Genomic DNA, 13104 nt, shown 5'->3' with positions numbered 1-13104 from the left:
GGGATCTAGGGAGCGGTGGCCGCGATGCCTGCGCGCTCCAGCAGCGCGTTCCAGATCGCCAGGCGCTGCGGCGCATCGGACTTGGACCAGGCGCGGATCTCGTCGATGGTGCGAAAGCACCCTTCGCAATGGCTGCGGTCGGGCGTCATGCGGCAGACCGAGATGCAGGGCGAGAGCACGGGTTCCTCTTCGGCACGCGCAGCGTATGCGGCGCGGGCCTTCTGGGCCAGCATTTCCTTGGGGTCCATCATGCCGACACCTCCTGCACCACGTCGGCCCAGGGCGCGCCGGCCAGCAGCTGCAGCGCGGCCGGCGTGGCCGCGAACACCGCGTGCGGATGGCCGGCGGCCGCCCAGACGGTGTCGAAACGCTGCAGTTCCCTGTCCACCAGGGTCACGGGCGTGTTGGCATGGGCCACGGGGCTGACGCCGCCGATGGAAAAGCCCGTCTGTGCCTTGACGAAATCGGCGTCGGCACGGCCCACGGGGCCGACCAGGGCCGCGACTTTCTTCTCATCCACGCGGCGGTCGCCCGAGGCCACGACCAGCACGGCCACGCCGTCGCTGCGGCGGCGGAAGATGATGCTCTTGGCCACCTGGCCCACGAGGATGCCCAGCTGGTCGGCCGCTTCCTGGGCCGTGCGCGCGGCGCCGTCCAGCATGCGCGGTCCGTCGCCGTGGCCGGCCTGCTGCAGGAAGGCCGCCACGCGCTGCACGCCTTCGGGAAGATGGTGGAGTTCAGATCCGCACATGCTCACACCGCCTCGCATGCAGCCGCGCTGGCGCGCTTGGTGAGCAGTGCCTTGGCCACGCGCGACTGCGTGGGGCGGCCCAGGTGGTCGCTGATGAACTGGCCGGCGTCAATCAGCTTGTCCAGGTCGATGCCCGTCTCTATGCCCATGCCCTGCAGCATGTAGACCACGTCCTCGGTGGCCACATTGCCCGTGGCGCCCTTGGCGTAGGGGCAGCCGCCCAGGCCTGCCACCGAGGTGTCGAACTGCCACACGCCCAGCGACAGGGCAGCCAGCGTGTTGGACACGGCCTGGCCGTAGGTGTCGTGGAAGTGGCCCGAGACATCGTCGATGGCGAAGTGCTGCAGCGTGGCCTCGATGGCCTTGCGCACCTTGACGGGCGTGCCCACGCCGATGGTGTCGGCCACGCCCACATGCTGCACGCCGATGCCCTTCATGAGACCGGCCAGGTAGGCCACGCGCTCGGGGGCGATCTCGCCTTCGTAGGGGCAGCCCACGGTGCAGCTCATGGCGCCGCGCACGTAGATGCCCTGGGCGCGCGCGGCCTCGGCCACGGGAGCGAAGCGTTCGATGCTTTCGGCAATGGAGCAGTTGATGTTCTTCTGGCTGAAGGCCTCGCTGGCCGCGCCGAAGACCACGATCTCGTCGGGCCACAGTTCGCGCGGCGCCGACAGCGCGGCCTCCAGGCCCTTCATGTTGGGCGTGAGCACGCTGTAGCGCACGCCGGGGCGGCGGACGATGCCGGCCATGACTTCGGCGTTGTCGGCCATCTGCGGCACCCATTTGGGGCTGACGTAGCTGGTGACCTCGATTTCCTTGAGGCCGGCTTCCTGCAGGCGGTGCACCAGCTCGATCTTGACGGCGGCGGGCACGGGCTGTTTTTCATTCTGCAGGCCGTCGCGGGGGCCTACATCGACGAGTTTGACGCGGGAAGGAATGCTCATGGGGTGTTCTCACCGGGATGACGGGTACGGCCCCTATTGTCCAGGCTTGCAGGTCCGGGCACCACCCCATATCCTGCCGGGCCATGCACAACGGCTGCCAGCGCCCCCTTCAGCCCGGCAGGGCCGCCATTTCCTCGCGCAGCATCTCCACCATGCGCGCGGCAGCCGGCGACAGGCGGCGGCCGCTCAGGCGCACCAGGCCGATGGGGCGGCGCAGCACCGGTCGTGCCAGCGGGCATGGAGATGTGGGGCGGATGGGCCACGTCGGCCCAGCCCAGATCGCCGCGCCAGCGTGCGCGAGACGGCCGACTGCGACAGGTGCATCTGCCGCGCCGTGCGCCGAAGGCTCAGCGAATCAGCGAATCGGCGAATCGGCCAGCGCCAGGAAGACATCGACCTCGCAGGCCGACCAATTGATCTTCATCGCCGATCAGCTTATCGAAAAATGCGTCTTTACCGTTCAATGACGGCTGCCTAGACTGCGCCTCAAATCCATGAAATCAGCAGGAGACAGCATGCACAGCAATTCGCCGCGCAACGCGCGCACGGTGGTCGTCGGGGGAGGCACCATGGGTGCCGATGTGGCCGTGGTCCTGGCCCGGGGCGGCGCCAGCGTGACCGTGGTCGATCCCGGCGCGGCACGGCGCGAGCTGCTGCTGCAGCACATTGCCATCGAGCTGGCCACGGCCGGCTTCGCCCGGTGCGCGCCCCAGGTCTCGGTCTGCGCGGCGCTGGAGGATGTGGCCTGGGACGGCGTGGCCCTGGTGGTGGAATGCATTACCGAGCGGCTGGATGCCAAGCAGGCGCTGTTCGCCGAACTGCAGGCGCATGCGCCGGCCGACGCCGTGCTGGCCAGCAACAGCTCGGGCTTTCCCATCAGCGCCATCGCCAGCGGCCTGCCCACGGCGCAGCGCATGCTGGGCCTGCACTTCTTCATGCCCGCCCACCTGGTGCCACTGGTGGAAGTGGTGCTGGGCGAGCGCAGCGATCCGGCCCAGGGCCAGTGGCTGCACGGCTTCATGCGCGGCTGCGGCAGCGTGCCGGTGCTGGTGAGGAAGGACAAGCCCGGCTTTCTGGCCAACCGCATGCAGCATGCGCTGTCGCGCGAGGCCTTCGCCCTCATCGACGAGGGCATTGCCTCGCCCGAGGATGTGGATGCCGCCGTGCGCTTCGGCTTCGGCTTCCGCTTCCTGGCGGCCGGCCCCGTGCTGCAGCGCGACCATGCGGGCATCGAGGTGCATTGCGCGGCGGCCGCCACCATGTACCCCACGCTGTCCAACACCGATGTACCGGCCCAGGCCCTGCGCGAGCGCGTGGCGCGTGGCGATCTGGGCATGAAGACCGGCAAGGGCTTCTTCGACTGGCCCGAGGACCGCCGCCTGGCCGAGCGTGCCCGCTATGACGCGCTGCTGCGCCAGGGCCTGGCGCTGCTGGCCGGCGAGCTGCCGGTGCCGGGGCGCGAGGAAGGCTCGTCATGAGCACGTCCCTCAATAGCCGCGCCGCAGGTCCACGCGGCCGCTCACCGGCTCGCCCCGGCTCAGCGCCGCGACCTTGCCCACGATCTGCTCCACGCTATCGCGCGCCAGGGTGCGTGCCGAAGTGTGGGGCGTGAGCGTGATGCGCGGATGCCGCCAGAAGGCATGGCCGTCGGGCAGCGGCTCGGTGCGGAACACGTCGAGCAACGCGCCGGACACATGGCCCCCGTCGATGGCGGCGATGAGGTCCTCGTCCGCCACATGGCCGCCGCGTCCCACGTTGATGACATAGGCGCCCGGCTGCAGCAGGGCCAGGCTGCGCGCGTCGATGATGCTGTCGGTCTCGGGGGTCAGCGGCAGCAGGTTGACAAGGATGCGGGTGGCGCGCAGAAAGGCGTCGAAGTCCTGCGGACCGCAGAAGCCCCGCACGCCGTCGATGGCATGCGGCGTACGGCTCCAGCCGTTGACGGGGAAATCGAACACCGTCAGCGCGCGCGCCACGCGCTCGCCCATGCGGCCCAGCCCCATGACGCCCACGGGGAAGTCCACGCGCCGGGGATTGGGCCGGTGCTGCCACAGGCCGGCGGCCATGTCGGCCTCGTAGCCGTCCAGGCCCCGGAAGAAGCGGATCACGGCCTGGCAGACATATTCGGCCATCTGCACGGCCATGCCGGCGTCCTCCAGGCGGTAGACGGGCAGCCCGGCCGGCAGGCGCAGCGGCAGCAGCGCATCGACGCCAGCGCCGATGTTGAACAGGGCCTTGAGTCCCGGCTGCTCGTCGATGAAGCGCTGGGGCGGCGCCCAGACCAGGGCGTAGTCGGCCTGCGGCGCGCCCGGCGACCAGATGTCCACCTCGGCGCCCGGCAGGGCCGCGCGCAGTCCTTGCAGCCAGGCGTCGGGCCTGGTGTCTTCGCAGCAGAAAGTCACTCGCATAGGTGGCCAAGCCTAACGGCCTGGCGACGCCCACGCGCGACTTTTGCGCAAAACTGTCTTGCGTGCGGGCTCAGCTTTCCAGGCGCAGCAGCTCGGAGCCTTCGGTCACCTGGTCGCCGGGCGCATACAGCAGCTCGGCCACCACGCCGTCGCCGGGCGCGGCGATGGTGTGCTCCATCTTCATGGCCTCCATCACGGCCAGCGGCTGGCCCTTGCTGACCTTGTCGCCGGCCTTGACGGCAAAGGAGACCACCTTGCCCGGCATGGGCGCCGTCAGGCGGCCGCCTTCGGACTGCACCTCGCCCGCATGGGCCAGCGGATCGGCCAGGCCCAGCACGGCTGCGCCCTGGGGGGCGAACACATGGCATTGCTCGCCCAGCACATGGACCTGGGCGCGCAGGCGCTGGCCCGCGAATTGCACGTCGAAGGCGCCGTCCCCGGCCTGTTGCCAGGACAGCAGGCCCTCGGCGAGGGACTCGCCCTCGCCCACGGCCAGTTGCAGCGCGCCGTCATGCAGGTAGCGCAGGCGCGCGGGCACCGCGGCCTCGCCCTGGCGGAAGTCCCAGCGCCGCTCGGCCACGCCGTGCGAGCGCCAGCCGTCGCGGCGGCTGAAGGGGTCGGCGGTTTCCTGCGCGCGCTCGGCCTGCAGCACCTGGGCCACGGCGGCGGCCACGGCCTGGGCCTGCGGCAGGCGCTGCTGGTGGAACAGATGCTGCTTCTCGCGCTCGATCAGCGCCGTGTCCAATTTGGCGGTTGCAAAGGCATCGCTGGCGATGACCTGGCGCAGGAACTGCACATTGGTGGCCAGGCCCACGATGCGTGTCTCGGCCAGGGCGGCATCAAGCCGCGCCAGCGCCTGTTCGCGCGTGTCGCCATGCACGATGAGCTTGGCGATCATGGAGTCGTAGAAGGGGCTGATGGCATCGCCCTCGCGCACGCCATCGTCCACGCGCACGTCGCCGACACGGAAGCTGGCGCAGTCGGGCTTGCGGTAGACATGCAGGGTGCCGGTGGCGGGCAGGAAGCCGTTGTCGGGGTTCTCTGCGCAGATGCGCGCCTCGATGGCGTGGCCGGTGATGCGCAGCTCGTCCTGGCGCTTGGGCAGGGGCAGGCCGCTGGCCACGCGCAGTTGCCAGTCCACCAGGTCCTCGCCCGTGATGGCCTCGGTCACCGGGTGCTCGACCTGCAGGCGGGTGTTCATCTCCATGAAGTAGAACTTCATGGCCTCGGGCTGGTCGTAGCCGCCGGGCTGCTCGACGATGAACTCCACCGTGCCCGCGCCCACGTAGTTCACGGCCTGGGCGGCGGCCACGGCGGCCTCGCCCATCTTCTGGCGCAGCGCAGGCGTCATGCCGGGCGCTGGGGACTCCTCCAGCACCTTCTGGTGGCGGCGCTGCACCGAGCAGTCGCGCTCGAACAGGTAGACGCAGTTGCCCTGGGTGTCGCCAAAGACCTGGATCTCGATGTGGCGCGGGCGCAGCACGTATTTCTCGACCAGCACGGCGTCGTCGCCGAAGCTGTTGATGGCCTCGCGCTGGCAGCTGGCCAGGGCTGCGGCAAAGTCCTCGCTGCGCTCGACCAGGCGCATGCCCTTGCCGCCGCCGCCGGCACTGGCCTTGATCAGCACCGGGTAGCCGATGCGGTCGGCCTCGCGCTGCAGCAGCTGCGGGTCCTGGTCGGCCCCGTGGTAGCCGGGCACCAGGGGCACGCCGGCCTTTTCCATGAGTTGCTTGGAGGCCGCCTTCAGGCCCATGGCGCGAATGGCCGAGGGCGGCGGGCCGATGAAGACCAGGCCGGCATCGGCGCAGGCCTGGGCGAACTCCTCGTTCTCGCTGAGAAAGCCGTAGCCGGGGTGGATGGCCTGGGCTCCCGTGGCCTTGGCGGCCTCCAGGATGCGCTCCCAGCGCAGATAGCTGTCCTTGGGGGCGCTGCCGCCGATGTGCACGGCCTCGTCGCAGGCCTGCACATGCTTGGCGCGGGCATCGGCGTCCGAGTACACGGCCACGGTGCGCACGCCCATGCGGCGGGCGGAAGCCGCGACGCGGCAGGCGATTTCACCGCGGTTGGCGATCAGGATCTTCTTGAACATGCGTTATCTCCAGTGTTTTCTCTGCAGCCCCGGTCATTCGGCGACCGGCGGCTATGGTTTTTGATTCATCGCGGGAGACCCGCCCAACAGCGAGCGCAGGCGCTGCACCACGGCCTTGAGAAAGCGCCACAGTGCCCAGGTCAGCAGCCACAGCGCGATGACCACGACCAGCAGCACGACGCCGAAGGCCAGCGGATGCGAGAGCGCCAGCCAGATCGCGCCCACCGAGGCACCGTCCTCCACTAGGCTCGCGCCCACGTTGGAAAACGGCTCGGGCGAGGTGTTGATGGCCGCGCGCGCCGTGCTCTTGGCCACCTGGCTGGACAGGGCCAGCGAGCCGCCCATCAGGGCCGCCATGGTGGCCATGGTCGCGCTGTCGGCGCCGAAGACGCCGGCCGCCAGCGCCGCGCCCGCCGGGATGCGGATCACGCTTTGCAGCAGGTCCCAGACCGAGTCCACGCCGGGGATCTTGTCGGCGAAGAACTCCACGAACAGCAGCGCGCCGCTGGCGAACAGCAGGGCCGGATGCTCCAGCACATGCAACCCGCCCGGCAGCGCCACCCAGCCCAGCGCGCCCAGCAGCCCGGTCACGAAGACCACGGCGTAGAGCCGAAAGCCGCTGGCCCAGCCCAGCGCCGCCGCCAACGCCAGCAGGCCGGCCATGTCCATGCCGCTGGCGGCCTGGCCCACGCGCTCGGCCACTTCGCCGGCCGCCTCGCTGACCGTGTGGTGCACGGCCGGGCCCGGGTACAGGCCCACGGACTGCAGCCACTGGACGAGGGAGTCGGTCAGGGTGCTCATGGCGTTGGCTCGGTGGAGGGCAGCCTGCGCGTATCAGGCCAGCCAGGCCGGCTTGCGCTTTTGCAGGAAGGCCTGCACGCCCTCCTTGCCTTCGGCGCTGGCGCGGATGTCGGCAATGCCTTCGACGGTGGCGGCGATCAGCTGTTCGTTGATCTCGCGCTCGGCCACCTCGATCACCAGGCGCTTGCAGGCGCGGGCGGCCTCGGGGCCGGCGCTGACCAGGTGCTTGAGCAGGCCGTCCACGGCATTGTCCAGCTCGTCTGCCGCCACCACGCGGTGCACGAAGCCGATGCGCAGCGCCTCGGCCGCGTCGAAGCGTTCGCCGGTCAGGAAGTAGCGGTGGGCGGCGCGCGCGCCCATGGCACGGATCACGTAGGGGCTGATGGTGGCGGGGATCAGGCCGATCTTCACCTCGGACAGGCAAAAGCCCGCGCCCTCGGCGGCCACGGCCATGTCGCAGGCAGCGACCAGGCCCATGCCGCCCGCATAGACATCGCCCTGCACGCGCGCGATGGTGGGCTGCGGGCATTCGTAGATCACGCGCAGCATCTCGGCCAGCAGGCCGGCGTCCTCGCGGTTCTCGTCGCGCGAGTAGTCGGCCATGCGGCGCATCCAGTTGAGGTTGGCGCCTGCGCAAAAGGCCGGGCCCTCGGCGGCCAGCACCACGGCGCGCACGTCGCTGCGCTTGCCCACGGTGTGGAAGGCGTGGGTGATGTCGGCGATGACCTCGTCGCTGAAGGCGTTGCGCACTTCGGGCTGGGTCAGCGTGATGGTGGCCAGGGGGCCCTGGAATTCGAGGGTCAGTGCGGTGGTTTTCATGGAGTACCTCGCTGCAAGGAAAGAGGGGCCGCCGTCACATGCGGAACACGCCGAAGCGCGTGTCCGCTATGGGCGCGTTGCGCGTGGCCGCCAGGCCCAGCGCCAGCACGCGGCGCGTGTCGGCGGGGTCGATGACGCCATCGTCCCACAGGCGCGCCGTCGCGTAATAGGGGTGGCCCTGATCCTCGTACTGCTGGCGGATGGGGGCCTTGAAGGCCTCTTCCTCCTCGGCCGTCCACTGGCCGCCCTTGGCCTCGATGCCGTCGCGCTTGACGGTGGCCAGCACGCTGGCCGCCTGCTCGCCGCCCATGACCGAGATGCGCGCGTTGGGCCACATCCACAGGAAGCGCGGCGAGTAGGCGCGGCCGCACATGCCGTAGTTGCCCGCGCCGAAGGAGCCGCCGATGATGATGGTGAACTTCGGCACAGCCGCCGTGGCCACGGCCGTGACCAGCTTGGCGCCGTGGCGGGCAATGCCCTCGTTCTCGTACTTGCGGCCCACCATGAAGCCCGTGATGTTCTGCAGGAAGACCAGCGGGATCTTGCGCTGGCAGCACAGCTCGATGAAGTGCGCGCCCTTGACGGCCGATTCGCTGAACAGGATGCCGTTGTTGGCGATGATGCCCACCTGCATGCCCTCGATGCGCGCAAAGCCGCAGACCAGGGTGGCGCCGAAGCGCGCCTTGAACTCGTCGAAGCGGCTGCCGTCCACCACGCGGGCGATGATCTCGCGCACGTCGAAGGGCTTGCGCGTGTCCACGGGGATCACGCCGTACAGCTCGCCGCCGTCGAACAGCGGCGCCTCGGGCGGCAGGTCGCCGGCCGCCGGCTGCTTGCCATGGTTGAGGTTGGCCACGGACTGGCGCGCCAGCGCCAGCGCATGGGTGTCGTTGTGGGCCAGGTGGTCGGCCACGCCCGACAGGCGCGTGTGCACGTCGCCGCCGCCCAGGTCCTCGGCGCTGACCACCTCGCCCGTGGCGGCCTTCACCAGCGGCGGGCCGCCCAGGAAGATGGTGCCCTGGTTCTTGACGATGATGGACTCGTCGCTCATGGCCGGCACATAGGCGCCGCCTGCCGTGCACGAGCCCATGACCACAGCGATCTGGGCAATGCCCTCGGCGCTCATGTTGGCCTGGTTGAAGAAGATGCGGCCGAAGTGCTCGCGGTCGGGAAACACATCGTCCTGGTTGGGCAGGTTGGCGCCACCCGAGTCCACCAGGTAGATGCAGGGCAGCCGGTTCTGCGCGGCGATCTCCTGGGCGCGCAGGTGCTTCTTCACCGTCATCGGGTAGTAGGTGCCGCCCTTCACCGTGGCGTCGTTGCACACGATCATGCAGTCCACGCCGCTGACGCGGCCGATGCCGGCGATCAGGCCCGCGCCGGGCGCGTCGTTGCGGTACATGTTGAGCGCGGCCAGCGGCGCGATCTCCAGGAAGGGCGTGCCCGGGTCCAGCAGCATGGCCACGCGATCGCGCGGCAGCAGCTTGCCGCGCGCCACGTGCTTGGCGCGCGCGGCCTCGCCGCCGCCCTCGGCGACCTTGGCCACCTGGGCCTGCAGGTCTTCGACCACGGCGCGCATGGCGGCGGCATTGGCCAGGAAGTCCGCCGAACGCGGATTGAGTTGGGTGCCCAGAATGCTCATGTGTGGCCTCTTCTTGTGTTTGCCCGATGCGGGCGCTTGGTTTTTTCGAATGTGCTGCAAAGAACGGCGGCCCGGGCTGGGGAAAATGCCGTATGCACACCGTTGAAATCGTCTTGCTCGTTTTGCTGCTGGGGGCACTGACCGGCATTGCCGCGCGCTATGTGCGCGCCATCCCGCTGCCGCTGATACAGATCGCCCTGGGAGCGCTGATCGCCTGGCCGCAAAAGGGCCTGCACATCGCCTTCGATCCCGAGCTGTTCCTGCTGCTGTTCATTCCGCCGCTGCTGTTTGCCGACGGCTGGCGCATCCCCAAGCGCGAGTTCTTCTCGCTGTACCGCCCCATCCTGCGCCTGGCGCTGGGCCTGGTGCTGTTCACGGTAGTGGGGCTGGGCTGGCTGATCCACTGGCTGGTGCCCGGCATGCCGCTGACCGTGGCCTTCGCGCTGGCCGCCGTGGTCTCGCCCACCGATGCCGTGGCCGTCTCGGCCATCACGCGCAACCTGGGCATGCCCGAGAAGACCATGCACATCCTCGAAGGAGAGTCCCTGCTCAACGATGCCTCGGGCCTGGTGGCGCTGAAGTTCGCCATTGCCGCCACGCTGACCGGCCTGTTCTCGTGGACCGAAGTGGCCAAGGAATTCATGTGGATGGCCCTGGGCGGCCTGGGCGTGGGCACGCTGATCGGCTGGGGCTTTTCCTATGCGCGCAGCACCATCACGCGCCGCCTGGGCGACGTGGCTGCCACGCAGATGGTGCTGCTGCTGATCCTGCTGCCCTTCGCCGCCTACATCGTGGGCGAAAAGATCGGCGTGTCGGGCATCCTGTCGGCCGTGGCCGCAGGCATTGCCACCAACTTCGCCGACCTGGAGCGCAGCAGCTACATCAGCGAGCGGCTGCAGACCGAGGGCACCTGGAGCATGGTCGAGGCCTCGTTCAACGGCGCCATCTTCCTGCTGCTGGGCCTGCAGCTGCCCTCCATCATCGGCGTGACCCTGCACGATGCGGGCAGCGAATGGTGGGTGCTGGTGGGCTATGTGGTGATCATCTCCAGCGCACTGCTGCTGATGCGCTGGATCTGGCTGACCCTGGGCGTGCAGCGCAGCCTGGCACGCGCCCACTTCCAGGGCAAGATGGCCGAGCGCCCTTCGCACCTGCTGAACCTGGCCACCACCATGGCCGGCATACGCGGCGCCGTGACGCTGGCCGGCGCGTTGTCCGTGCCCATGCTGCTGAACAACGGCCAGCCCTTTCCGGGCCGCGAGATGCTGGTCTTCCTGGCCACCGGCACCATCTTGTTCACCCTGGTGCTGGGCAGCATCGCACTGCCGCTGATCCTGCGCCGCATGCCCCAGCCCGGCGAATCGCCCACGGTGCGCGAGGAACGCCTGGCGCGCGTGGCCGCCTGCCAGTCCGCCATTGGCGGGCTGACGCTCAGCGAGGAAGAGATCCAGGGCCATACGCCCGAATGGGTGGCCATGCACCAGGAGGTCATGGGCCACCTGACGCAGGAGTACCGCAACCGCGTCCAGCTGCTGGACGACGGCAGCGGCACGGCCTCCAGCATCGAGATCCAGCGCGAGGCGCCCGAAGTCGTGCGCCAGCGCAAGCTGCGCTACCTGCTGGAGATCGAGCTGCGGCTGCGCTGCATCCACCAGGAGCGCGACGCGCTCTACGCCGAGCGCCAGGCCCACCGCATCAACGACGAGTCGCTGCGCCGCCTGGTCAGCGAGCTGGACATGCAGGAGGTCTCGCTGCGCAAGCGCCTGGTCGTGGCGCGCCGCGCTGCAGCCTCGGCCGGGGCCGCGCCCGAGGGCGGCACGCACTAGGCGGCACGCGGTGGACAGCTGGCGGCAGCGCATGAAAGCAGCCTTCAGGCGGTCCTGGCCGGGCGCAGATCCAGCATGGCGATCATCTCGTCGCGGATCTTGAACTTCTGGATCTTGCCGGTCACCGTCATCGGGAAGGCCTCGACGAAGCGGATGTAGCGCGGCACCTTGTAGTGGGCGATCTGGCCCTTGCAGAAGTCGCGCACGCTGTCCTCGGTCAGCGTCTGGCCGGGCTTGACGATGATCCAGGCGCACAGCTCCTCGCCATAGCGCACGTCGGGCACGCCGACCACCTGCACGTCCTGCACCTGCGGGTGGCGGTAGAGGAATTCCTCGATCTCGCGCGGGTAGATGTTCTCGCCGCCGCGGATCACCATGTCCTTGATGCGGCCGACGATGTTCACATAGCCCTGTTCGTCCATGGTGGCCAGGTCGCCCGTGTGCATCCAGGCCTCGTCGTCGATGGCCTCGCGCGTGCGGGCCTCGTCCCCCCAGTAGCCGTGCATGACCGAGTAGCCGCGCGTGCACAGCTCGCCCGAGGCGCCGGGCGCCACCACCTCGCCCGTGGCCGGGTCGACGATCTTCACCTCCAGGTGCGGCTGCACCTTGCCCACGGTGGACACGCGGCGCTCCAGCGGCGTGTCGGCATCGCTCTGGCAGCTGACGGGGCTGGTCTCGGTCATGCCGTAGGCGATGGTGATCTCGGACAGGTGCATGTCGCTGACCACGCGCTTCATCACCTCGATGGGGCAGGGCGAGCCGGCCATGATGCCGGTGCGCAGCGTGCTCAGGTCGAACTCCTTGAAGCGCGGGTGGTCCAGCTCGGCGATGAACATCGTGGGCACGCCGTGCAGGCCCGTGCAGCGCTCGGCCTGTACGGTCTCCAGCACCAGCAGCGGATCGAATCCGTCATTCGGATAGACGATGGCCGAGCCATGCGTGAAGCAGGCCAGGTTGCCCAGCACCATGCCGAAGCAGTGGTACAGCGGCACGGGAATGCACAGCCGGTCCTCGGGCGTCAGCCGCATGCACTCGCCGATGAAAAAGCCGTTGTTCAGGATGTTGCGGTGGGTCAGCGTGGCGCCCTTGGGAAAGCCCGTCGTGCCGCTGGTGAACTGGATGTTGATGGGGTCGTTGTTCTTGAGCGTGGCGGCCACGGCGTCGATGCGCGCATCCTGCGCATCGCCGCGCGCCAGCAGGCTGGAAAAGCGCAGCATGCCGGGCTGCTCTTCGCCCTGCCCTGCGACGTCGATCCAGACCACGCTGCGCAGCTGGGGCAGGCGCGCGCAATGCAGGCGGCCGGGCTCGGCCGTGGCCAGCTCGGGGGCCAGTTCGCGCAGCATGCCCAGGTAGTCGCTGGTCTTGAACTGCGCCATGGTCACCAGGGCCTTGCAGCCGACCTTGTTGAGCGCGTACTCCACCTCGGAGGTGCGGTAGGCCGGATTGATGTTGACCAGCACCAGGCCGACCTGGGCCGTGGCCAACTGCATCAGCACCCATTCGGCGTTGTTGTGCGACCAGATGCCGATGCGGTCGCCCTTGTCCAGCCCCAGGCCCAGCAGCGCGCTGGCCAGGCGGCGCGCCTCGGTGTGCAGGCCGGCATAGCTGTAGCGCAGGCCCTGGTGGCGGCTGACCAGGGCATCGCGCCCGGGTTGGCGGGCCGCCATGTCGGCAAAGAAATCGCCGATGGTCTGCTCGATCAGCGGCACATCGGTGCGGCCTTGGGCATGGCTGGAAGCGAGCGGGGCGTTCTGGGCGGGCATGCGTTGTCTCCTGTGTCGTCGGCGGCGCCTGGGACGGGCAAATGCAGTGGCCTGCCCCGTC

General features: G+C 69.4%; 11 protein-coding genes. 2 read left to right on the top strand and 9 right to left on the bottom strand.

What is annotated here, in order from left to right; translation table 11 throughout:
• Nucleotides 1-5: 5 nt before the first annotated feature.
• The 3 genes from ACFPFG_RS21720 to ACFPFG_RS21710 are packed head-to-tail and all read right to left on the bottom strand — an operon-like array spanning nucleotide 6 to nucleotide 1695.
• The gene (locus ACFPFG_RS21720; protein WP_183018927.1) at nucleotides 6-251 is read right to left on the bottom strand and encodes a DUF1289 domain-containing protein; all 246 of its coding nucleotides are present in this window, start codon (nucleotides 249-251) and stop codon (nucleotides 6-8) included.
• Nucleotides 248-751 (bottom strand): YbaK/EbsC family protein, encoded by a 504-nt coding sequence (locus ACFPFG_RS21715; protein WP_183018928.1) that lies wholly within the window; start codon nucleotides 749-751, stop codon nucleotides 248-250. The genes ACFPFG_RS21720 and ACFPFG_RS21715 overlap by 4 nt, the downstream gene beginning before the upstream one ends.
• A 2-nt stretch (nucleotides 752-753) precedes the next feature.
• Nucleotides 754-1695: a hydroxymethylglutaryl-CoA lyase gene (locus tag ACFPFG_RS21710; RefSeq protein ID WP_043820259.1), complete on the bottom strand. Its 942-nt coding sequence runs from the start codon at nucleotides 1693-1695 to the stop codon at nucleotides 754-756.
• Between the two features lie 515 nt (nucleotides 1696-2210).
• Between ACFPFG_RS21710 and ACFPFG_RS21705 the strand changes: the two genes are divergently transcribed.
• Nucleotides 2211-3173 (top strand): 3-hydroxyacyl-CoA dehydrogenase family protein, encoded by a 963-nt coding sequence (locus ACFPFG_RS21705; RefSeq protein WP_380108207.1) that lies wholly within the window; start codon nucleotides 2211-2213, stop codon nucleotides 3171-3173.
• 9 nt (nucleotides 3174-3182) lie between these two features.
• Here ACFPFG_RS21705 and ACFPFG_RS21700 read toward each other — a convergent pair whose 3' ends face one another.
• The 5 genes from ACFPFG_RS21700 to ACFPFG_RS21680 form a co-directional block, all read right to left on the bottom strand.
• The gene (locus ACFPFG_RS21700; RefSeq protein WP_183018930.1) at nucleotides 3183-4103 is read right to left on the bottom strand and encodes a 2-hydroxyacid dehydrogenase; all 921 of its coding nucleotides are present in this window, start codon (nucleotides 4101-4103) and stop codon (nucleotides 3183-3185) included.
• A 70-nt stretch (nucleotides 4104-4173) separates the two neighbouring features.
• On the bottom strand, nucleotides 4174-6192 hold the full coding sequence (locus tag ACFPFG_RS21695) for an acetyl/propionyl/methylcrotonyl-CoA carboxylase subunit alpha (RefSeq protein WP_183018931.1): 2019 nt from the start codon (nucleotides 6190-6192) through the stop codon (nucleotides 4174-4176).
• Nucleotides 6193-6243: 51 nt separating this feature from the next.
• Entirely contained in the window at nucleotides 6244-6993 is a 750-nt protein-coding gene (locus tag ACFPFG_RS21690; protein ID WP_183018932.1) for a DUF4126 domain-containing protein, read from the bottom strand.
• 33 nt (nucleotides 6994-7026) lie between these two features.
• The gene (locus ACFPFG_RS21685) at nucleotides 7027-7812 is read right to left on the bottom strand and encodes an enoyl-CoA hydratase/isomerase family protein (protein ID WP_312377889.1); all 786 of its coding nucleotides are present in this window, start codon (nucleotides 7810-7812) and stop codon (nucleotides 7027-7029) included.
• Between the two features lie 34 nt (nucleotides 7813-7846).
• A complete protein-coding gene (locus tag ACFPFG_RS21680) occupies nucleotides 7847-9454 on the bottom strand; it encodes a carboxyl transferase domain-containing protein (RefSeq protein ID WP_183018934.1) in 1608 nt (535 codons plus the stop codon).
• A 92-nt stretch (nucleotides 9455-9546) separates the two neighbouring features.
• Between ACFPFG_RS21680 and ACFPFG_RS21675 the strand changes: the two genes are divergently transcribed.
• Nucleotides 9547-11280 carry a Na+/H+ antiporter gene (locus ACFPFG_RS21675; protein ID WP_197954779.1) on the top strand — a complete coding sequence of 578 codons (1734 nt, stop codon included), beginning with the start codon at nucleotides 9547-9549 and terminating at the stop codon, nucleotides 11278-11280.
• Between the two features lie 44 nt (nucleotides 11281-11324).
• Here the strand turns inward: ACFPFG_RS21675 and ACFPFG_RS21670 are convergent, their stop codons facing one another.
• A complete protein-coding gene (locus tag ACFPFG_RS21670; protein ID WP_380108203.1) occupies nucleotides 11325-13043 on the bottom strand; it encodes an AMP-binding protein in 1719 nt (572 codons plus the stop codon).
• Nucleotides 13044-13104 lie beyond the last annotated feature (61 nt).

This window comes from Delftia deserti (genome assembly GCF_042653485.1).
Classification (GTDB): domain Bacteria; phylum Pseudomonadota; class Gammaproteobacteria; order Burkholderiales; family Burkholderiaceae_C; genus Comamonas; species Comamonas acidovorans.
The sequence above is the reverse complement of the archived record's forward strand: the minus strand, read 5'-3'. Positions and strand labels throughout refer to the sequence as shown.